This window comes from Mycolicibacterium thermoresistibile (genome assembly GCF_900187065.1).
Taxonomy (GTDB): domain Bacteria; phylum Actinomycetota; class Actinomycetes; order Mycobacteriales; family Mycobacteriaceae; genus Mycobacterium; species Mycobacterium thermoresistibile.
Map to the genome: position 1 here is coordinate 1,943,766 of NZ_LT906483.1, position 20,633 is coordinate 1,964,398.

Here is a 20,633-nt window from a genome sequence, read left to right on the forward strand (position 1 = left end):
CGGCCAGGTCAGCGGGCGTCCGGACCGGCCGTCGCATACGCCAGCGCGGCCCCGATGGTGTTGTGCCGGAACCCGAATCCGGCCGCCTCCAGCGCTGCCGGAACCACCCGCTGGCCGGCCAGCACCCCCTCCTCGGCGAACTCGCCGAGCAGCGCCCGCACCGCGACGCCGGGCAACACCCACGGGGCGGGGCGGTTGAGCGCCCGGCCCAGCGCGGCGGTGAACTCGGCGTTGGTGACCGGCGCCGGGCCGGTCAGATTGACCGGCCCGGACAGCGCGTCGTCGGTCAGGAGCCGCTGCAGCGCCCGAACCTCGTCCTCCAGGCTGATCCAGGACATGTACTGGCATCCGCTGCCCAGCCGGGCCCCCAGCCCGGCCGCGAACAGCGGGCGCAACCGGCTCAGCAACCCGCCGGACGGCGACACCACCAGCCCGGTGCGGGCCAACACCACCCGCACCCCGGCCTGCCGGGCCGGCGTCGTCGCGGCCTCCCAGTCCTGGCACAGCCGGGCCAGGAACCCCTGACCGGGCGGCGCCGACTCGTCCACCGCGCGGTCCCGGGTGTCCCCGTACACGCCCACCGCGCTGGCGTTGACCAGGACCGGGACACCGGCCTCGACCACGGCGGCGGTCAGCACCTCGGTGGGGGTGATGCGGCTGTCGCGCAGCTGCTGTTTGAACGAGCCGGACCAGCGTCTGGCCCCGATGTTCACCCCGCACAGGTTGACCACCGCGTCGACGCCGCGCAGCCGGTCCGCGTCGAACTCACCGGAGTCGGGGTTCCAGAACAGCTCGTCCGGGTTCGCCGGGGCCCGCCGCACGATCCGCAGCACCCGGTGGTCGGCGGCCCGCAGGGCGTACACCAGTGCCGATCCGATCAGCCCGGAGGACCCGGCGATCGCGATCACGGCCATGGTCTACAGCCCCAGTTCAGCCTCGAATGCGCCCTCTTCCAGCCGCTTCTTGATGGTGGTGAGGAACCGTCCGGCGTCGGCGCCGTCGATCAACCGGTGGTCGTAGGTCAACGGCAGGTAGCACACCGACCGGATGCCGATCGACTCGTTGCCGAACTCGTCTTCGATCACCCGCGGCCGCTTGACGATCGCGCCGGTGCCCAGCATCGCCGCCTGCGGCGGAACCAGGATCGGGGTGTCGAACAGCGCACCCTGGCTGCCGATGTTGGTGATGGTGAACGTGCCGCCGGACAACTCGTCGGGCTTGAGGTCACCGGACCGGGCGCGGGCGGCGATGTCGGCGATCGCGCGGGCCAGCCCGCCCAGCGACAGATCACCCGCGTTGTGGATCACCGGTGAGAGCAGCCCCTTCTCGGTGTCCACCGCGATGCCGAGGTGCTCGGCGTCGTAGTAGGTGATCTCCTTGGTCTCCTCGTTGTAGCTGGCGTTGACGTTCGGGTGCGCCTTCAACGCGTCGATCACGGCGCGGGCGATGAACGGCAGGTAGGTCAGGTTCACGCCCTCCCGCTCGCGGAACTCGGCCTTGGCCCGCGCCCGCAACGCCACGATCTTTGTCATGTCGACCTCGTGGACCTGCGTCAACTGGGCGGTGGTCTGCAGCGACTCACGCGTGCGCTGGGCGGTGATCTGCCGGATCCGGCTGGCCTTCTTGGTGGTGCCGCGCAGATGCGCCAACGGCGACTCCGGCGCCGCCGATGCGGCGGCCGCAGCAGGCTTTGCGGTCTCGGCGGGCTCGGCGGCGGGAGCCTCGGCGGCCTTCTTGGCGGCCTCGGCGGCGGCCAGCACGTCCTGCTTGCGGATCCGGCCCCCGACGCCGGTGCCCTTCACCGTCGACAGGTCCACGCCGTGCTCGGCGGCGAGCTTGCGCACCAGCGGGGTGACATACGGGCCCGACTCCCGCTGCGGGGCCTGTCGGGCCGGCTGCGGCTGGGGCTCGGGCCGGGATTCGGGCTGCGGTTGCGGTGCGGCCTTCTGCTCCGGCTCCGGCTCCGGTTGCGGCGCCGGCTCGGGCTCGGGTCGGGGTTCGGGTTCGGGCTCGGGCTGCGCCCCGGCTTGAGCCCCGGCCTCGCCGATCACCGCCAGCTCGCCGCCCACCTCGACGGTGGCGTCCTCCTCGGCGGTGATCGACACCAGGGTGCCGGCCACCGGCGACGGGATCTCGGTGTCCACCTTGTCGGTCGACACCTCCAGCAACGGCTCATCGACCTCGACCGTGTCGCCGACCTTCTTCAACCACCGCGTCACCGTGCCCTCGGTGACCGACTCGCCCAGTTCGGGCATCAGCACCGGGGTGGTCTTCCCGCCACCACCGGCGGCCGGCTTCGCCGCCGGCGCCTCGTCAGCCGGGGCCTGCGGAGCCGGGGCCTCCTCGGCAGGGGCCTCGTCGGCCGGGGCCGAGGCGTCCTCGGCGGGGGCCTGGGCGGGGGCAGGGGCCTGGCCGTCGCCACCGGCCACGTCCTCGTCCGCGTCGGCGATCACCGCGAGCTCACCGCCGACCTCGACGGTGTCGTCCTCCTGGGCGATGATCTTCTTCAACACACCCGATGCGGGCGCCGGGATCTCCGTGTCGACCTTGTCGGTCGAGACCTCGAGCAATGGTTCATCCTGCTCGACCGTGTCACCCTCCTGTTTGAGCCAACGGGTGACAGTCCCCTCGGTGACGCTCTCACCGAGTGCGGGCATCTGGACAGAGATGGCCATAGAGTTGACTCCCTCGAACGGTCAGTCGGCACGGATCGAATGTCTATACCCATCCTTTCACGTCCGTACTGGGACGTCGTGGCGGTACCGTCAGGCCGGACTCTGGCACTATCGAGTTCTGGAGCGAACCCGCGGCGGCCGACGTGAGCGGGCGAGAAACTCCCTTGCAGTGATCAGAAGTTGACCCAGCGTTCCGTAACCAGTGAGGAGTCCGCCCGGGTGGGACTGTTCGACCGGCTGCGCCGGAGCCGCACCACGCGTCGTGCCGGCCACGACCGCGAATCCGATCTGACGTATCTGCGCCGGTGGGTCGCCGAACACGGCGGCGCCGAGGGCGGCGTGGAGGGTTTCATCGAGCCCAAGACCACCGTCACCGACGTCACCGTGGTGCTGGTGGCGGCCGACGGGCAGTGGACCCGGCGGCCGGCCGGGGGAGAGGCCGGCGCCCGGCGGCTGGCCGACCGGCTCAAGATCCCGGTCTACGACGTGGAGAAGGTCGGCTACCCCCAGCGGATGCGCGACTACGACGCCCGGCGCCGCATCGAGCGCAAACGCGCCGCCCGCCGCGAACTCGAAGAGCGCTGACCGCGTCTTGACACCGCCCCGCGCGGGCCGTTCGATACCAGGGGTATCGAACCAGCGGAGGGCTGATGGCAACCGAGCACTTCATCGACAGCAGCGGTGGTGTCCGCATCGCGGCCTACGAAGAGGGCAACCCCGACGGGCCGACCGTGGTGCTGGTGCACGGATGGCCGGACTCGCACGTGGTCTGGGACTCGGTGGCGCCGCTGCTGGCCGACCGGTTCCGGATCATCCGCTACGACAACCGCGGTGTCGGCCGGACGACGGCGCCCAGGCGTGTCGCCGACCACACCATGGCGCGGTACGCCGACGACTTCGGCGCCGTCATCGACGCGCTGGCCCCCGGACAGCGGGTGCACGTGCTGGCCCACGACTGGGGTTCGGCGGGGGTGTGGGAGTACCTGGCCCGGCCCGAGGCCGAGGACCGCATCGCGTCGTTCACCTCGGTCTCCGGGCCCAGCGGTGACCACCTGGCCCGGTACGTCCTGGACGGGTTGGCGGCGCCGTACCGGCCGCGCCGGTTCCTGCGGTCGCTGACGCAGCTGCTGCGGCTGTCCTACATGGGGTTCTTCTCGATTCCGGTGCTGGCGCCACTGCTGGTGCGCGGTGTGCTGAGCAAGGCGTTGCGGCGGTCGCTGCGGCTGCGCGACGGGGTTCCCGCCGACCGGCTGCACCACTCCGACACCTTCGCCGCCGACGCCGCTCGCAGCATCAAGGTGTACGGCGCCAACTTCTTGCGCACCCTCAGACACGCCCGCACCGACCACTTCGTGCGGGTTCCGGTGCAGTTGATCGTCAACACCCGCGACCCCTACGTGCGGCCGCACGTGTACGACGAGACCGACCGCTGGGTGTCGAGACTGTGGCGGCGTGACATCAAGGCCGGCCACTGGTCGCCGATGTCGCATCCGCAGGTGCTGGCCACCGCGGTCACCGAACTCGCCGACCACCTCGCCGGCGCGCCGGCCGGCCGTGCCCTGCTGCGCGCGCAGGTCGGCCGTCCGCGCGAGTACTTCGGCGACATGCTGGTCGCCATCACCGGAGCCGGCGGCGGCATCGGCCGGGAGACCGCGCTGGCGTTCGCCAGGGAAGGCGCCGAGGTGATCGTCAGCGACATCGACGAGGCCACCGCCAAGGACACCGCCGCGGAGATCGCGGCCCGCGGGGGAGTGGCACACGCCTATCAGCTCGACGTGTCCGACGCCGCCGCGGTCGACCGGTTCGCCGACGAGGTGTGCGCCCGGCACGGGGTGCCCGACATCGTCGTCAACAACGCCGGCATCGGCCACGCCGGCCGGTTCCTCGACACTCCGCGCGATCAGTGGGACCGGGTGCTCGAGGTCAACCTCGGCGGGGTGGTCAACGGCTGCCGGGCCTTCGCGCCGCGGCTGGTCGAACGCGGCACCGGCGGCCACATCGTCAACATCGCCTCGATGGCGTCCTACGCACCGCTGCAGTCGCTGAACGCCTACTGCACCTCCAAGGCCGCGGTGTACATGTTCTCCGACTGCCTTCGGGCCGAACTCGATTCGGCCGGCATCATGCTGACCACCATCTGCCCGAGCACGGTGAACACCAACATCATCGGCAGCACCCGGTTCAACGCCCCGGACGGGCTCGACGATGTGGTCGACACCCGCCGCGAACAGTTGCAGAAGCTGTTCGCGCTGCGCCGGTTCGGGCCGGACAAGGCCGCCAAGGCGATCGTCTCGGCGGTCAAGCAGAACAAGCCGATCCGGCCGGTGATGCCGGAGGCGTACTTCGTCTACGGCGTGTCGCGGGTGCTGCCGCAGGCGTTGCGCAGCACCGCGCGCGGCCGGGTGCTGTAGCGGGCCGGCTGTAGCGAACCGGCTGTAGCGAACCGGCTGTAGCGAACCGGCTGTAGCGAACCGGGGGGCAGGTGCACCGCCGACGGTGAGAGTGCGGCGGCGGTGGTGACTGTGCAGTGGCGGTGCCGGGTGTGCCGGGGCGGCGGCGATCGTGCCGCCAGGGTGGGAAATCCGGAGGAATCACGCCGCTGGTTCACGCTGGAGGCGGCGGCTGCACGTTCACCGCGGTGGGTGCACGTTCACCGCGGTGGGTGCACGTTCACCCGCCGACCGCGCCGACCGCGCCGACCGTCGGGCCCGGCCCGCGTCCGGGCTCAGCCGTTCCGGCAGATGTCCTTGAGGACCGCGAACAGCGTGCGCGTCGGCACCCCGGTGCCGCCCTTGGGGGTGTAACCCCACGGGCTGCCGGTGTTGTAGGCCGGGGCGGCGATGTCGATGTGCGCCCACTGCACCCCGTCGGCGACGAACTCCCGCAGGAACGCGCCCGCGAGCAGCATGCCCGCATACCGGGACGAGCCCACATTGGCCAGATCGGCGACCGTCGACTTCAGTTCCTCTTTCAGCTCCTCGGGCAGCGGCATCGCCCAGCCGTTCTCGCCGACCCGCTGGGACAGGGCGGCCACCCGGTCGCGGAACTCGTCACTTCCCATCACGCCCGGGGTGCGCGCCCCCAGCGCGATGGTCTGCGCACCGGTCAGCGTCGAGGTCTCGATCAGATAGTCCGGTTCGTCCTCACACGCCCGCACGATCGCGTCGGCCAGGATCAACCGGCCCTCGGCGTCGGTGTTGAGCACCTCGACGGTGGTGCCGCCGTACTGGGTCAGCACGTCGCCGGGCCGCTGCGCGGTGGCCGACGGCATGTTCTCGGCCATCGGCACGGTGGCGATCACGTCGATCGGCAGCTGCTGCTGCGCCACCAGCACCATGGTCGCGATCACCGCCGCGGCGCCGCTCATGTCCGACGTCATGTGGTGCATGTTGGCGGCCGGCTTGATCGAGATGCCGCCGGTGTCGAAGGTGATGCCCTTGCCGACCAGCGCCACCTTCTTCCGGTTCTCGCCGTCGCCGCCCCGGTGGGTCAGCCGCACCAGCCGCGGCGGCCGCGACGACCCCTGACCGACGCCGACGATCCCGCCGTACCCGGCCTCGGCCAGCGCCTTCTCGTCGAGCACCTCCACGGTCAGCCCGGCCGACTCGCCCAAAGCCTTTGCCCGACGGGCGAATTCGTCCGGATACAGGTGGCTGGGAGGGGTGTTCACGAAATCCCGGGCGATCGCCACCGCGGAGGCGACCTGGGTGGCCCGCCGCACCGCGGACTCGGCCGCGTCCGCTTCGGACGTCAGCACCGTGACCGACCGCAGCCCGTCGTCCTTGGGGGCGGTCTTGTCGCTGCGGAACTCGGTGAACCGGTAGGCGCCCATGATCAGTCCCTCGACGGTGGCCTCCAGATCCACCGCCGACAGCGTGGTCACCGCCGCCGCGGTCTTGTCCAGCGAGCGCGCGGCGGTGCCGGCGGCCCGGCGCACCACATCGGCCGGCCACTCGTCGCGCCTGCTGCCCATCCCGATCGTCAGCACACTGGCCACCGGCAGCGAGTCGATCACCAACCGGTGCACCTGACCCTCGGCGCCGGTCCCGCCGACGGCGGTCAGCGCCGACTCGATCGCACCGACGGCCGCATCGGGCAGATACCGGTCGGCGGCCAGCACCGCGGGGGTCCCGGTGTCCGGATCATCGCCGTTCTCGGCCTTGACGACGGGGATGATCAGCACCGCCTCGTCGACGCCGCTGCTCGGCAGGGAGGTACTGACGGTCACATTGGGGGCCTGATAGCCAGGTGTTGCGGGACTCACGAGGCTCAACGATAGCTAGGGTGACCGGGGTGAGCGATATCCAGCACGGGCCTCTCGAGGAGCGACACCGTCAACTCGGTGCCAATTTCGCCGAATTCGGCGGCTGGCTGATGCCGGTGTCCTACGCCGGCACGGTCAGCGAGCACACCGCGACGCGCACCACGGTCGGGCTGTTCGACGTCAGCCATCTGGGCAAGGCGCGGGTGCGCGGGCCCGGCGCCGCGGACTTCGTCAACTCGGCGTTCACCAACGATCTGCGCCGGATCGGTCCCGGCAGCGCGCAGTACACCTTGTGCTGCACCGAATCCGGTGGCGTGGTCGACGATCTGATCGCCTACTACATCTCCGACGACGAGATCTTTTTGGTGCCCAACGCCGCCAACAACGCCACCGTGGTCGACCTGCTGCGCCGGCACGCCCCGGCCGGGGTCGAGGTGATCGACGAGCACCGCGCCCACGCCGTGTTCGCGGTGCAGGGACCGAGATCCGCCGACGTGCTGTCCGGGTTGGGACTGCCGGTCGACATGGACTACATGGCCTTCACCGACGCCACCCTCAACGGGGTCGAGGTGCGGGTCTGCCGCACCGGATACACCGGCGAACACGGCTACGAGGTGCTGCCCCCGTGGGAGTCGGCCCTGCCGGTGTTCGACGCGCTGGTGGACGCGGTGCAGGCGGCCGGCGGGCAGCTCGCCGGGCTGGGCGCCCGCGACACGCTGCGCACCGAGATGGGTTACCCGCTGCACGGCCACGAGCTGTCGCCGGACATCTCCCCGCTGGAGGCCCGCTGCGGCTGGGCGGTGGGCTGGAAGAAGGAGCGGTTCTGGGGCCGCGACGCGCTGCTGGCCGAGAAACAGGCCGGCCCGCGGCGGCTGCTGCGCGGGCTCAGGGCGGTGGACCGCGGGGTGCTGCGCGCCGGGCTCAGCGTCTACGACGGCGACACCGTGGTCGGCACCACCACGTCGGGCACGTTCTCGCCGACCCTGAAAGTCGGGATCGCGCTGGCGTTGATCGACACCGAGCACGGCATCCCCGACGGTGCGCGGGTCAGCGTCGACGTGCGCGGCAGGCGGATCGGCTGCGAGGTGGTCAAGCCGCCGTTCGTCGAGGTGAAAACCCGCTAGCGGGCCGGTTTACAATCGGGACATGACTGACGGCCCCCTCGAGTTCACCGTTGAGCGCAACGCGAATCCGGCGAGCGACGAGGTACGAGCCCAGATTCTGGCCGATCCCGGGTTCGGCCGTTATTACACCGATCACATGGTGTCGATCGACTACACCGAAGAGAACGGTTGGCACAACGCCCGGGTGCTGCCGTACGGACCGATCCAACTCGACCCGTCGGCGATCGTGCTGCACTACGCCCAGGAGGTCTTCGAGGGACTCAAGGCCTACCGCTGGGCCGACGGGTCGATCGTGTCGTTCCGGCCCGAGGCCAACGCCACCCGGCTGAACACGTCGGCGCGCCGGCTGGCGATTCCGGAGCTGCCCGAAGAGGTGTTCCTCGAATCGCTGCGCCAGCTCATCGCCGTCGACGAGTCGTGGGTGCCGGCTGCCGGCGGTGAGGAGTCGCTGTATCTGCGGCCGTTCATCTTCGCCACCGAACCCGGGCTCGGGGTGCGGCCGTCGAAGGAATACCGCTACATGGTGATCGCCTCGCCGGCCGGGGCGTACTTCCCGCGCGGCATCAGACCGGTCAGCGTGTGGCTGACCACCGAGTACGTGCGGGCCTGCCCGGGCGGCACCGGCGCGGTGAAGTTCGGCGGCAACTACGCGGCCTCGCTGCTGGCGCAGGCCCAGGCCGCCGAACAGGGCTGCGATCAGGTGGTGTGGCTGGACGCCATCGAACACCGCTACGTCGAGGAGATGGGCGGGATGAACCTGTTCTTCGTCTTCGGGAGCGGCGGTTCGGCGCGGCTCGTCACCCCGGAGCTGTCCGGCTCACTGCTGCCCGGCATCACCCGACTCTCGTTGCTGCAGTTGGCCACCGACGCCGGCTTCACCGTCGAGGAACGCAAGATCGACGTCGACGAATGGCAGAAGAAGGCGGCCGCCGGCGAGATCACCGAGGTGTTCGCCTGCGGCACCGCCGCGGTGATCACCCCGGTGTCGCACGTCAAACATGCCGACGGGGAGTTCACGATCGCCGACGGTGAGCCCGGTGAGGTCACCATGGCGCTGCGCGACACCCTGACCGGCATCCAGCGCGGCACCTTCGCCGACACCCACGGCTGGATGACCCGGTTGAACTGAACGACGGCCCCGAACTGAACGCCGGCGCCGAACTGAACGCCGGCGCCGAACTGAACGCCGGATACCGTCAGCGCACCGCGAGGCCGACGGCCGCGACGGTGGTGGCCACCTCGATCACCGCGCCGAGCACATCGCCGGTGACACCACCGAACCGCCGCACGCAGTGCGCCACCAGCAGCGCGGCACATCCCAACGCGACCAGCACCGCCACCGGGCCCTGCCACGGCCGCGGACCGGCCCACACCGCCAGCACCGCCACCGCGGCCACCCAGCCGGCCACCACCGCGACCGGCTGACTGCCCGCCACCGCGGCCCCCAGGCTGCTGCCCGCCGCGGCCGGCACCGACCGGCGGCACGCCAGGACCGCGGCCACCCGGCCGGCCGTCAGCGCCACGATCACCCCGAGCGCCGACAGCTCGGCCAACGCCAGCGCCTGGACGACGACGGCCACCACCACGGCCGCCACCCCGAACGGGCCGGCGGACCCGTCCCGCATCACCGCCAGCGCCCGCTCGGGCGGACCGTAACAACCCAGACCGTCGACGGTGTCGGCCAACCCGTCGATGTGCAGGCCCCGGGTGAGCAGCAACAACACCGCCACCGTCAACACCCCGGCCAGGGCGCTGCCGGCGCCGAATGCCCAGCCCGCGGCGGTCAGCACCGCGGCGGCCAGCGCGCCGAGCGCCATGCCCACCACCGGCAGCGCGGTCACCGTCCCACGGCCCAGGCCGGCGTCGGCGGGGCCCGGCAGCACGGTGCCGAACGCGAAGGCGCCGGCCAGCGGTCTGATCACGGCCCGGTGCTCACCCGGGCCTCGTCGAAGGTGGCCATGTCCGCCAGCACGGCCACCGCGGCCCGCACCACCGGCAACGCCATCGCCGCCCCGGTGCCCTCGCCGAGCCGCATCCCCAGATCCAGGATCGGTTCCAGCTCGAGGCGCTGCAGCGCCAGCGCGTGCGCGGGTTCGGTGGAGCGGTGGCCCGCCTGCCACCACTGCCGCGCGCCGGGCGCGAGCTGTTCGGCCAGCAGCGCCGCGGCCGCCGAGACCAGACCGTCCAGCAGCACCGGGGTGCGGCGCACCGCGGCCTGGGCCAACAAACCGGTGATCGCCGCCAGATCCGCACCGCCGCACACCCGCAGCAGCGTGATCGGATCCGATCCGGCGCGGCGCGCCCGGAACATCGCGTCGCGCACCGCGGCGGTCTTACGCATCCATCCGGTGTCGTCGATCCCGGTGCCCCGCCCGATCACCGCCACCGGTTCGGTGTCGGTCAGAGTCCCGATCAGAGCCGTTGCCGCCGTGGTGTTTCCGATGCCCATGTCACCGGCGATGAGCAGATCGGCGCCGGCGTCCACCTCCTCGTCGGCGATGCGCCGGCCGGCCTGCACGGCCGCGACGGTCTGCTCGGCGGTGAGGGCGTCCTCGACCGCGATGTTGCCGCTGCCGCGGCGGATCTTGTGCCGCCCGATTGCCTCGGTGAGCGGTTCGTCGACGTCGACGGCCATGTCGACCACCCGCACACCCGCCCCGGCGACCCCGGCCAGCACATTGATCGCCGCGCCGCCGGTCTGGAAGTTCGCCATCATCTGGGCGGTCACCTCCACCGGGTAGGCGGACACCCCGGCCCGGGCGACACCGTGGTCGCCGGCGAACACCACCACCCGGGCGCGCTCGAATTGGCGTGGCGGACAAAGGCTCTGGCAGGAGGCCACCCACACCGACAGGTCCTCCAGCCGGCCCAGCGATCCGGCCGGCTTGGTCAGCTCACCCTGGCGCGCCCGCGCCGCCGCGGCGGCCGCCTCGTCGGGCGGCTCGACCGGGCCGATGTCCACGGTGCTCACACGGGCTCCTTGACCGTGACCGGTTGACCGGCGACGACCAGCACCACCCGGTCACACACCCGGGCCAATCGCTGATTGAGCGTGCCCAGCGCATCGGCGAACCGCCGGCCGACCGCGGTGGTCGGCACCACGCTGAGCCCGACCTCCGGGCTCACCACCAGCAGGGTGGAGCGGAAATCGGCCACCGCCGCGACGAGTTCGTCGGTGTCGGCGGTCACCGATCCGCCGGACCAGGCGTCGTGCCGGTCCATGGTGGCGGTGAGCCACCCACCCACATCGTCGATCATCGTGGGCAGATCCGGATACGTTCGCAACTGCGTTGCCACATCGGTGGTTTCGCACGTCGACCAATGGGCGGGGCGGCGTCGCCGGTGCGCCGACACCCGCGCGGCCCAGTCGGTGTCGGCGTCGGGGACGCGGCCGGTGGCCAGATAGCGCGCCGGGGCGTCACCAACCGCGTCGGCCAGTGCGGTCTCCGCCCACTGCGACTTCCCCGATCGGATTCCGCCGAGCACCAGGATGCGCACGTCAGCGTCAGGTGATCTCGGCGCCGCGTTCCACCTGCGGCCGCGGGGCCCGCATCCGGCGCAGCTGCGAGGCCCGGCTGGCCGCGTAGAAGCCCAGCCGCCAACCGGTTTCGGTGTTGTCCGGGAACTTCGCGTCGACCATGCGGTTGACCTTGCGGCCCAGCACGAACGCGTCGATCAGCATGATCACCATCAGGCCGAGCATCGCCGGTGACATCGCCGCCTGCACCTCGACCGAGGGCACCGACAACATCACGAAGATCAGGGCCAGCGCGGCCGGCATGAACAGGCCCAGCACGTTGCGCCGGGCGTCGACGATGTCGCGGACATACCGCCGCACCGGGCCCTTGTCCCGCGGCAGCAGGAAGTCCTCCTCGCCGGCCATCATCCGTTCCCGCCGCTCGTTGAGCTGTGCGCGACGCTCGGCCCGCAGCGCCTTGCGCTCCTCCTTGCTCATCGACTTGCGCAGTTCCTTGCGGCGGCGACGGGCCTCCGCGGCGGTCATCGGCGCCGGGGCCACCGGGCCGCGCCGGCGGGCGGACTCGGAACGCTTCGGGGTGGGACGGCCCTTGGGCGGGGTGGTCCGGGACTCCTTGCGACGCCTGCGTTCGCTCCGGGTCGTCTTTCCGGAGCCGGTGTCGGACGAGTCGCCGGACGACACCGGATCGGTGGTGGCGGCGGTGTCGGCGCCCGTCGATCCCGCGGTCGTCTGTGCGTTGTCCTTCTTCCGGCCCAGCAGATTCACACCGTCCAGATTAGTCTGCTCGGATGGTGGGCCGGCAGCCGGACAGCGCGGCACGACACGTCCTGATCGCCCCCGACTCGTTCGGCGGCACCCTCACCGCGGTCCGGGCCGCGGAGGCGATCGCCGCCGGATGGCGCCGCGGCCGCCCCCACGACGAGATCACCCCCGCACCCCAATCCGACGGCGGTCCCGGCTTCGTCGACGTGCTCGCCACCCGGCTGGGGGAGGTGCGCACCACCCGGGTGGACGGCCCCCTGTCGGCCGAGTCGTCGGCCGATGTGTCCGCCGACTGGCTGTTCGACCCGGCCGATCCAGCCACCGCCTACCTGGAATGCGCCCAGGCCTGCGGGCTCACCCTGCTGCCGCGCCCGCCCGACCCGACCACGGCCGAGGCCGCGCACAGCCGTGGTGTCGGGCAACTCGTCGCCGCCGCGCTGGCCGCCGGCGCGCGGCGCCTCGTGATCGGCCTCGGCGGCAGCAGCTGCACCGACGGCGGCCGCGGCATGTTCGAGGCGTTCGGGACCATCGCCGACGCCCGCGCCGCGCTGGCCGACGTCGAACTGATCGCCGCCACCGATGTGGAGCATCCGCTGCTCGGGCCGATGGGTGCCGCGCGGGTGTTCGGCCCGCAGAAGGGCGCCGACCCGGCCACCGTGGCACGGCTCGAGGACCGGCTGGCCGCATGGGCGGTCGAACTCGCGCGGGCGGCCGGGCGCGACGTCAGCGCCGAACCCGGGGCCGGCGCCGCCGGGGGACTGGGCGCCGCCCTGCTGGCCCTCGGTGCGCGCCGCACCTCCGGTGCGGCGGTCATCGCCGAGCACACCGGGTTGGCCGACGACATCGCCGCGGCCGATCTGATCCTCACCGGCGAAGGCCGGCTCGACCATCAGTCGGTGCACGGCAAGGTGGTCAGCGCGCTGGCCGGCGCGGCCCGCTCCCACCGGGTCCCGGTGGTGGTGCTGGCCGGTCAGGTGCAGTTGGACGCCGCGGCGATGCGCGCCGCGGGCATCGCCGCGGCCCACTCGCTGGCCGAGTACGCCGGTTCGGCGCAGCGGGCGATGAGCGACGCGGCGAATCAGCTGACCGGACTGGCCGAGTGGGTCGCGGCACACTGGGGCGGCGACGGCCGGACGGCGTGAGGAATAGCCCGCCGACAAGGTACCGTTGAGGAAGTGGACTGGGCAGAACCGTCAGCTGGCCTGCCGGGGCTGTCAGCTTCGTAAGAGCGATTACCCGCCCACGAACGGCAACAGGGGAGTGCAATGACTGTTCAGGACGACTCGGCGACTGGCACCAAGACCCACGGCGTCATCCTGACCGAAGCGGCCGCGTCGAAGGCCAAGGCGCTGCTGGACCAGGAGGGCCGTGACGATCTGGCGCTGCGGATCGCCGTGCAACCGGGTGGCTGCGCCGGTCTGCGATACAACCTCTTCTTCGACGACCGTCAGCTCGACGGCGATCTCACCGCCGAATTCGGTGGTGTCACGCTGACCGTCGACCGGATGAGCGCCCCCTACGTGGAGGGCGCCACGATCGATTTCGTCGACACCATCGAGAAGCAGGGCTTCACGATCGACAACCCGAACGCCACCGGCTCCTGCGCCTGCGGCGACTCGTTCAACTGACGAGCGGGCGTTCGAGTCCGACCGACCTGGGGCGCGCCGGTCAGTACTGACTGCCGGTGCGCACCAGGTAGTTGCACACCAGGATCTCGTTGTCCTGGTACAGCAGTTCGGCGATGCCCTGAACCTCGGTCTCGGCGGGTTCCCGGGCGCTCGTGCCGCCGGCCGGCACGACCCGCATGCTGAACAACACCCGGGCCTGGTTGACCGACAACCGCACCATCTTGTCGATGCCGGTCACCTCGGCACGGTCGTACTGTTTGCGGAACGCGTCGCTGTTGAGGGTGGCCACCTCGAGATCCGACCGCCGCTGCTTGACCTCGTCGTACATGCCGCACAGGGCGTGGCGGGCGACCGTCTCGTCGTCACCGTCGGCGAGCGCGTCCAGATACCGCTGGATCTCGGCCCTGGCCGCGGTCTCGGTGAATCCGGCGCCGGGCCGGCCCGAGCCGCCCCGGGTGGCGAACACCACCGCGGCTCCGGCACCGACCACCACCCCGATCACCGCCAGCACCGTCAGCACCCGGCGCCACCGGCGTCCGGGGTACTGCACCGGTGGTGGCAGCATCCCCGGATAGGCCGAGCCCGCGGGTTCCGGATACGGCACACCGGGGTCGTCGGGGCCCGGGACGGGCGGTTCCGATCCGGGTGGTTTCGGTACGGGTTGTTGGGCGCGAAACTGGTCGGGGTACGGATATGGACCAGTCAAAAGTTGCTCCCCCGGAAGTCTGGGTGGCTGAGTCTGGATTACTGGGGCCTGTCTACAGTGACCGGACGGGCACTTGTAGGCAGGTTAGCGCAACTGTCGGGCCCATCCGATCGTTAGCATGATTAAGCATCTCCGACGGTTCGACGATTGAAGGGTTGACGTCACGTGACCATTGCGGTGACCGGTTCCATCGCCACCGACCATCTGATGCGGTTCCCGGGCAAGTTCTCCGAGCAGCTGCTGGCCGATCACCTGCAGAAGGTGTCGCTGAGCTTCCTCGTCGACGACCTGGTGGTGCACCGCGGCGGGGTGGCGGGCAACATGGCCTACGCGATCGGACGGCTGGGCGGCAGCGTCGCCCTGGTGGGCGCGGCCGGCCCCGATTTCGCCGAGTACCGGCAGTGGCTGGAGTCGGTCAACGTCGACTGCGGCTGTGTGCTGCTGTCCGAGACCGCCTACACCGCCCGGTTCGTCTGCACCAGCGATGAGGACATGGCCCAGATCGCGTCGTTCTACCCGGGCGCGATGTCGGAGGCGCGCAACATCTCGCTGGCCGACGTGGTGGCCCGGATCGGCACCCCGGAACTGGTGATCATCGGCGCCAACGATCCCGAGGCGATGTTCCGGCACACCGAGGAGTGCCGTGAGCTGGGGTTGGCGTTCGCGGCCGACCCGTCCCAGCAGCTGGCCCGGCTCAGCGGCGAGGAGATTCGCCGGCTGATCAACGGCGCCACCTACCTGTTCACCAACGACTACGAGTGGGATCTGCTGCTCACCAAGACCGGATGGTCCGAGGCCCAGGTGATGAGCCAGATCGGCCTGCGGGTGACCACGCTGGGCCCCAAGGGCGTCGATCTGGTCAGCTCCGACGGCACCTTCGTGCACGTCGGCGTGGTGCCCGAGAAGGAGCGGGTCGATCCCACCGGCATCGGCGACGCGTTCCGGGCGGGGTTCCTGACCGGGCGCAGCGCCGGCCTGAGCCTGGAACGCTCGGCGCAGCTGGCGTCGCTGGTGGCGGTCCTGGTGCTGGAGGCGCCCGGCCCGCAGGAGTGGGTGTGGGACCGCGAGGACGCCCTGCGCCGGCTCGCCGACGCCTACGGCGCCGAGGCCGCCGCGGAGATCGCCCCAGCCCTGCCCTGAGGGCGCCGGGTCTCAGGGCGCCGGAGTCTCGCACCGAAGGTCTCGGGGCGCCGGGGTCTCAGGGCGCCGGGGTCTCGGGGCCGCCGGAGTCTCAGCGCCGGGGTCTCAGGGCGCCGAAGGTCTCGCGCCGAACGTGTATTCCGTGCGCTGAATCCGGCCGTGGGCCGCATGGAATGCACGTTCGGTGAGTGGGGGCGCGGGGTCAGAGCTGCACGGGGTAGTGCGGTTCCCGGATCGTCGGGGTGACGGTCCGCTCGATGAAGATCGCGTGCCACAGCAGAAAGATCAGCACCGTCCACAGCCGGCGGCTGTGATCGCTCTCACCCACCCGGTGCTCGTCGAGCATCCGACGCACCGCCGCCAGATCGATCAGCTCGGAGGCCTGCGACGACCCCACCAGCTGGTAGGCCCAGTCCAGGAGTTCGCCGGCCCGCAGCCAGTGCCGGATCGGCACCGGGAAACCGAGTTTCGGACGGTTGAGCACATGCGCCGGCACCACCGACTCCAAGGCGCGGCGCAGCGCGTACTTGGTGGTGGACCGGGTGATCTTCTGCTCCAGCGGCAGCCGGGACGCCACCGCGAAGACCTCCGGATCCAAGAACGGCACCCGCAACTCCAGCGAGTTGGCCATCGTCATCTTGTCGGCCTTGACCAGGATGTCGCCGCGCAGCCAGGTGAACAGGTCGACATGCTGCATCCGGGCGACCGGATCCCAGCCCACCGACTCGGCGTAGATCGGGGCGGTGACATCGGTGTGCGTCCACTCCGGCCGGAACTGGCGCAGCACCGCCCGCAACTGGGCGTCGGAGAAACTGCGCGCGTTGCCGTAGTAGCGCTCCTCGAGGGTGAGCGAGCCCCGGTGCAGCAGGCTCTTGCCCCGCATCCCCTCGGGCAGCGGATTCGACATCCGGCCCACCGACCGGCGCAGCCGGCGGGGCAGATAGTCGAACGGTTTGAGCGACAGCGGCTCGCGGTAGATGGTGTATCCGCCGAACAACTCGTCGGCGCCCTCACCGGACAGCACCACCTTGACGTGCTTGCGGGCCTCCCGGGCGATGAAGAACAGCGGCACCAGCGCCGGGTCGGCCACCGGATCGTCGAGGTACCACACGATCTCCGGTAGCGCCTCGACGAACTCGGCCTGGGTCACCACCTTGGTGACGTGCCGCGCCCCGATCGCCTCGGCGGAGGCGACGGCCACATCGACCTCGGAGAACCCCTCCCGCTCGAAACCGGTGGTGAACGTGATCAGCCGCGGGTTGTGCCGCATGGCCAGTGCCGCGATCGCCGTCGAGTCGATGCCGCCGGACAGGAACGCCCCGACGGTGACGTCGGCGCGCATATGCTTGGCGACCGAATCCTCCAGCGCCGCGGTGATCTCCGCGTAGCGCTCGTCGGCGGTTCCGGTGCTGAACGGCACCGCGGTGAACCGCGGGCGGAAGTAGCGGGTGATCTCGGGCTGCTGTCCGGGCCGCATCCGCGCGTAACAGCCCGATTCCAGCCGCCGGATGCCCCGGTGCAGGGTCTCCGGCTCGGGCACGTACTGCAGCACCGTGTAGTGCTGCACCGCGCGTTCGTCGAGATCCAGGTCGACACCCAGCAGCGGCGCCAGCTCCAACAGCGATTTCTTCTCGCTGCCGAACGCGGCGCCGCCCGGGCCGGTGGCCATGAACAGCGGCTTGATGCCGAACGGGTCGCGGGCGCAGAACAGCTCACCGCGCTCGGTGTCCCACAACGCGAACGCGAACATCCCGCGCAACCGGTTCAGCGCCGCGGTGCCCCAGTGGTGGTAGGCGGCGATGATCGCCTCGCCGTCGCCGTCAGTGACGAATCTCGCACCGAATTCGTCGCGCAGCGTCTCGCGCAGTTCGACGTAGTTGTAGATCTCCCCGTTGAACACCAGCACGTAACGTTCGGGGGAATCCGGTGGCCCCCACCGCAGCGGCTGGTGGCTGTGGGCGATGTCGATGATCGACAACCGGTTGAATCCGAAGACGACGGTCGCCGCATCCGGGTCATCAGCCCAGGTCCCGGGCTCGTCGGGGCCGCGGTGACGCATCATCGCCGACGCCTTGGAGACCGCGGTCACCAGGTCGCCGGAAGCCTCCGCGGACGGGTCACGTAGGTAAGCCAGCAGTCCGCACACCGCGTCAGTATGCCGAATCGCCGAGGTGTGTCGAGCGCAGTACCCGGCGTGGTCTACGCTGCGTAGTATTCGCGTATTCGCACAACAGGTCACCGGCCGCTCCGCGGTCGGGTTCTTCGACTTCTAGTAGGAGGCGCCAGCGTGACACCTCGCCGACTCCGGGTGGTGGCGTTGTCAGTCGTCCTTGCCGGGATGGCACTGCTACTCAGCGGGTGCAGCTGGTCGGACGTGCTCGGTCTGGGGTGGCCCAAGGGCATCACGCCCGAAGCCCACGTCAACCGGGAACTGTGGATCGGGTCGGTGATCGCCTCATTGGTGGTCGGCGCGATCGTATGGGGTCTGACCTTCTGGACATGCGCATTCCACCGTAAGAAGAAGGGCGACACCGAGCTACCGCGTCAGTTCGGCTACAACATGCCGCTGGAGCTGGTGCTCACCGTGACCCCGTTCCTGATCATCTCGGTGCTGTTCTACTTCACCGTGGTGGTGCAGGAGCGGATGCTGCACAAGGAACCCGACCCCGAGGTGGTCGTCGACGTGACCGCCTTCCAGTGGAACTGGAAGTTCGGCTACCAGTCGGTGAACTTCAAGGACGGCACGTTCACCTACGACGGCCGTGACGAGGAGCGCAAGGCCGCGGTGGCGTCCATCCCCGAGGGCGTCGACGAGCACGGCCAGGAGATCCGCGGCGCGGTGCACGGCGCCAACCCCCAGGACCGCTCGTACCTGAACTTCAACGAGGTCGAGACGGTGGGCACCACCAGCGAGATTCCGGTGCTGGTGCTTCCGGCCGGTAAGCGCATCGAGTTCCAGATCGCGTCGGCCGACGTCATCCACGCGTTCTGGGTGCCGGAGTTCCTGTTCAAGCGGGACGTCATGCCCGATCCGCAGGCCAACAACTCCGACCACATCTTCCAGATCAGCGAGATCAACCAGACCGGCGCGTTCGTCGGGCGCTGCGCCGAGATGTGCGGCACCTACCACGCCATGATGAACTTCGAGATCCGCGTTGTGGAGCCCAACGACTTCAAGGCCTACATGCAGGAGCGGATCGGCGGGGCCAGCAATGCCGAGGCGCTGCTGGCGATCAACCAGGAACCCACCGCGATCACCACCTCCCCGTTCGATTCCCGGCGGGGTGAGCAGGTGCCGCCGCAGGCGAGCAGGTAAAGGGCGACCATGCATATCGAAGCCAGAATTTTCGAGATCCTGACCGCGTTCTTCGTCCTCACGGCGATCGTGTACGCCGTGCTGACCGGCATGTTCGCGGACGGGGGAGTTGAGTGGGCCGGCTCCACCGCCCTGGTGATGACCGCCGGGCTCACGCTGATCATCGGCACCTTCTTCCGGTTCGTAGCCCGTCGCCTCGACACCCGGCCCGAGGACTACGAGGACGCCGAGATCAGCGACGGCGCCGGTGAACTGGGCTTCTTCAGCCCGCACAGCTGGTGGCCGATCCTGATCGCCGCGGCGTTCTCCACCGTCGGCGTGGGGCTGGCGCTGGGGCTGTGGTGGCTGTTCACGGCGGCGGTCGCGATGGTCATCGCCGCGGTCGCCGGCCTGGTGTTCGAATACCACATCGGCCCCGAGAAGCACTGAGTTCGATACCGGCCCTGCTCCCCGGCCCAGGTGAAGGTCACAATAGGAGCAAAAGTCACCCCGCCACCCGCGCTGCGCTGTTCGCTCGCGGGTGGCGTTTGGGTAGTGTGGCTACGCGCTGGCCGACACCGAGCGCGGCCAGGACGCGATCATCCGCCGGTGAAGTAGTCGGAGAAGGATAGGCGTAGATGAGCGGGCCGAATCCCCCAGGATCGGACTCTGCCGGGTCCGATCGGCCGGAACCGGAATCGGGTCGGGCTGGCGATCAGCCGGATCCGGAGCAACCTTCGGACGACGTTGCTGACCACGCCCCGGAGACCGCCGAGACGGACTTCTACTCGCGGGCGTACTCGGCGCCGGAGTCCGAGCAGTTCAGCAGCGGGCCGTACGTGCCGCCCGATGCCGCGCTGTACGACTACGACGACTATGACGCAGCCGTCGCCGACCAGCCGCCCCCGCGCTGGCCGTGGGTGGTCGGTGTCGCGGCCATCATCGCCGCGGTGGCGCTGGTGGTGTCGGTGTCGCTGTTGGTGACCAGCACCGACACCGAGACCCTGGCGACGCCGGAGACCTCCACGTCCACGGCGCCGCCGGTCCAGGACGAGATCACCACGACCACGCCGCCGCCCCCACCGCCGCCGGAGACCACCGAACCTCCGCCGCCGCCCCCGCCCCCGGAGACGGTGACGGTGACCCAGGAGCCGCCGCCTCCGCCGCCCCCGCCGGCCGAGGAGCCGCCGCCCCCGGCGACGACGACCGAACAGCCGCCGCCGGCCACCACCACGACGACCACCACGACCACCCCGGCCGGACCCCGGCAGGTGACCTACTCGGTGACCGGTACGAAGGCACCCGGGGACATCATCACGGTGACGTTCACCGACGCCTCCGGCCGCAGCCGCACCCAACGCAACGTCTACATCCCGTGGACGTTCACCGTGACGCCGATCTCCCAGTCGGAGATCGGCTCGGTGCAGGCGTCGAGCCTGTTCTTGGTCAGCAAGCTCAATTGCACGATCACCACCAGCGACGGCGAGGTGCTGTCGTCGAACCACAACAACGCGGCTCAGACGAGCTGCTGACGATCGGGAACCGCTGAGAGCGTAGAGGT

At 70.6% G+C, this 20,633-nt stretch carries 19 protein-coding genes; 10 read left to right on the forward strand and 9 right to left on the reverse strand.

The annotated features are described in order from the left end of the window. Positions 1 to 8 precede the first annotated feature (8 nt). Positions 9 to 914 (reverse strand): TIGR01777 family oxidoreductase, encoded by a 906-nt coding sequence (locus CKW28_RS09075; protein ID WP_003924687.1) that lies wholly within the window; start codon positions 912 to 914, stop codon positions 9 to 11. A gap of 3 nt (positions 915 to 917) precedes the next feature. Further along, positions 918 to 2,675: a 2-oxoglutarate dehydrogenase, E2 component, dihydrolipoamide succinyltransferase gene (gene sucB / locus CKW28_RS09080; protein WP_003924688.1), complete on the reverse strand. Its 1,758-nt coding sequence runs from the start codon at positions 2,673 to 2,675 to the stop codon at positions 918 to 920. 219 nt (positions 2,676 to 2,894) lie between these two features. Here sucB and CKW28_RS09085 point away from each other — a divergent pair, with 219 nt between their 5' ends. Both CKW28_RS09085 and CKW28_RS09090 read left to right on the forward strand, forming a co-directional pair. Next, on the forward strand, positions 2,895 to 3,260 hold the full coding sequence (locus CKW28_RS09085; protein WP_003924689.1) for a hypothetical protein: 366 nt from the start codon (positions 2,895 to 2,897) through the stop codon (positions 3,258 to 3,260). Positions 3,261 to 3,325: 65 nt separating this feature from the next. After that, positions 3,326 to 5,086 carry an SDR family oxidoreductase gene (locus CKW28_RS09090; RefSeq protein ID WP_003924690.1) on the forward strand — a complete coding sequence of 587 codons (1,761 nt, stop codon included), beginning with the start codon at positions 3,326 to 3,328 and terminating at the stop codon, positions 5,084 to 5,086. Between the two features lie 314 nt (positions 5,087 to 5,400). Here the strand turns inward: CKW28_RS09090 and CKW28_RS09095 are convergent, their stop codons facing one another. After that, complete coding sequence (locus tag CKW28_RS09095; protein ID WP_234785048.1) at positions 5,401 to 6,939, reverse strand: leucyl aminopeptidase; 1,539 nt, start codon at positions 6,937 to 6,939, stop codon at positions 5,401 to 5,403. Positions 6,940 to 6,968: 29 nt separating this feature from the next. Here CKW28_RS09095 and gcvT point away from each other — a divergent pair, with 29 nt between their 5' ends. Next, positions 6,969 to 8,063, forward strand: coding sequence for a glycine cleavage system aminomethyltransferase GcvT (gcvT, locus tag CKW28_RS09100; RefSeq protein ID WP_040546385.1), 1,095 nt, complete (start codon positions 6,969 to 6,971; stop codon positions 8,061 to 8,063). Between the two features lie 22 nt (positions 8,064 to 8,085). Continuing rightward, on the forward strand, positions 8,086 to 9,192 hold the full coding sequence (locus tag CKW28_RS09105) for a branched-chain amino acid aminotransferase (protein WP_003924693.1): 1,107 nt from the start codon (positions 8,086 to 8,088) through the stop codon (positions 9,190 to 9,192). A gap of 67 nt (positions 9,193 to 9,259) precedes the next feature. On the opposite strand, the gene CKW28_RS09110 is transcribed toward CKW28_RS09105, so the two are convergent. From CKW28_RS09110 to CKW28_RS09125, 4 genes are read right to left on the reverse strand one after another with little or no spacing between them, the layout of a single operon-like run. Then, on the reverse strand, positions 9,260 to 9,985 hold the full coding sequence (locus CKW28_RS09110; RefSeq protein ID WP_003924694.1) for an adenosylcobinamide-GDP ribazoletransferase: 726 nt from the start codon (positions 9,983 to 9,985) through the stop codon (positions 9,260 to 9,262). Continuing rightward, positions 9,982 to 11,034: a nicotinate-nucleotide--dimethylbenzimidazole phosphoribosyltransferase gene (gene cobT / locus CKW28_RS09115; protein ID WP_003924695.1), complete on the reverse strand. Its 1,053-nt coding sequence runs from the start codon at positions 11,032 to 11,034 to the stop codon at positions 9,982 to 9,984. Before cobT ends, CKW28_RS09110 begins: the two co-directional genes overlap by 4 nt. Continuing rightward, a complete protein-coding gene (locus tag CKW28_RS09120) occupies positions 11,031 to 11,561 on the reverse strand; it encodes a bifunctional adenosylcobinamide kinase/adenosylcobinamide-phosphate guanylyltransferase (protein ID WP_003924696.1) in 531 nt (176 codons plus the stop codon). The genes cobT and CKW28_RS09120 overlap by 4 nt, the downstream gene beginning before the upstream one ends. 7 nt (positions 11,562 to 11,568) lie before the next feature. Then, on the reverse strand, positions 11,569 to 12,306 hold the full coding sequence (locus CKW28_RS09125; protein WP_040546332.1) for a DUF3043 domain-containing protein: 738 nt from the start codon (positions 12,304 to 12,306) through the stop codon (positions 11,569 to 11,571). A gap of 23 nt (positions 12,307 to 12,329) precedes the next feature. Between CKW28_RS09125 and CKW28_RS09130 the strand changes: the two genes are divergently transcribed. Then, positions 12,330 to 13,445, forward strand: coding sequence for a glycerate kinase family protein (locus CKW28_RS09130; RefSeq protein ID WP_003924699.1), 1,116 nt, complete (start codon positions 12,330 to 12,332; stop codon positions 13,443 to 13,445). Between the two features lie 123 nt (positions 13,446 to 13,568). Continuing rightward, complete coding sequence (locus tag CKW28_RS09135) at positions 13,569 to 13,931, forward strand: HesB/IscA family protein (protein ID WP_003924700.1); 363 nt, start codon at positions 13,569 to 13,571, stop codon at positions 13,929 to 13,931. A 40-nt stretch (positions 13,932 to 13,971) separates the two neighbouring features. Here the strand turns inward: CKW28_RS09135 and CKW28_RS09140 are convergent, their stop codons facing one another. After that, positions 13,972 to 14,535 (reverse strand): Rv0361 family membrane protein, encoded by a 564-nt coding sequence (locus tag CKW28_RS09140; RefSeq protein ID WP_003924702.1) that lies wholly within the window; start codon positions 14,533 to 14,535, stop codon positions 13,972 to 13,974. Between the two features lie 267 nt (positions 14,536 to 14,802). Here CKW28_RS09140 and CKW28_RS09145 point away from each other — a divergent pair, with 267 nt between their 5' ends. Beyond that, a complete protein-coding gene (locus CKW28_RS09145) occupies positions 14,803 to 15,777 on the forward strand; it encodes a carbohydrate kinase family protein (protein WP_003924704.1) in 975 nt (324 codons plus the stop codon). Between the two features lie 202 nt (positions 15,778 to 15,979). Here CKW28_RS09145 and asnB read toward each other — a convergent pair whose 3' ends face one another. Next, a complete protein-coding gene (gene asnB / locus CKW28_RS09150) occupies positions 15,980 to 17,923 on the reverse strand; it encodes an asparagine synthase (glutamine-hydrolyzing) (RefSeq protein ID WP_003924705.1) in 1,944 nt (647 codons plus the stop codon). Between the two features lie 141 nt (positions 17,924 to 18,064). Between asnB and ctaC the strand changes: the two genes are divergently transcribed. The 3 genes from ctaC to CKW28_RS09165 all read left to right on the forward strand — a co-directional run bounded on the left by ctaC (position 18,065) and on the right by CKW28_RS09165 (position 20,604). Then, entirely contained in the window at positions 18,065 to 19,093 is a 1,029-nt protein-coding gene (ctaC, locus tag CKW28_RS09155) for an aa3-type cytochrome oxidase subunit II (RefSeq protein WP_040546336.1), read from the forward strand. 9 nt (positions 19,094 to 19,102) lie between these two features. Further along, positions 19,103 to 19,522 carry a cytochrome c oxidase subunit 4 gene (locus tag CKW28_RS09160; RefSeq protein WP_003924709.1) on the forward strand — a complete coding sequence of 140 codons (420 nt, stop codon included), beginning with the start codon at positions 19,103 to 19,105 and terminating at the stop codon, positions 19,520 to 19,522. A gap of 188 nt (positions 19,523 to 19,710) precedes the next feature. After that, entirely contained in the window at positions 19,711 to 20,604 is an 894-nt protein-coding gene (locus CKW28_RS09165) for an MmpS family transport accessory protein (protein ID WP_003924710.1), read from the forward strand. Positions 20,605 to 20,633: the final 29 nt, after the last annotated feature.

Coding starts and splice junctions, on each gene's coding strand:
- CKW28_RS09075 (WP_003924687.1), bottom strand. CDS start 914: ATGGCCGTGATCGCGATCGCCGGGTCCTCCGGGCTGATCGGATCGGCA.
- sucB (WP_003924688.1), bottom strand. CDS start 2,675: ATGGCCATCTCTGTCCAGATGCCCGCACTCGGTGAGAGCGTCACCGAG.
- CKW28_RS09090 (WP_003924690.1), top strand. CDS start 3,326: ATGGCAACCGAGCACTTCATCGACAGCAGCGGTGGTGTCCGCATCGCG.
- CKW28_RS09105 (WP_003924693.1), top strand. CDS start 8,086: ATGACTGACGGCCCCCTCGAGTTCACCGTTGAGCGCAACGCGAATCCG.
- CKW28_RS09130 (WP_003924699.1), top strand. CDS start 12,330: ATGGTGGGCCGGCAGCCGGACAGCGCGGCACGACACGTCCTGATCGCC.
- CKW28_RS09135 (WP_003924700.1), top strand. CDS start 13,569: ATGACTGTTCAGGACGACTCGGCGACTGGCACCAAGACCCACGGCGTC.
- CKW28_RS09160 (WP_003924709.1), top strand. CDS start 19,103: ATGCATATCGAAGCCAGAATTTTCGAGATCCTGACCGCGTTCTTCGTC.
- CKW28_RS09165 (WP_003924710.1), top strand. CDS start 19,711: ATGAGCGGGCCGAATCCCCCAGGATCGGACTCTGCCGGGTCCGATCGG.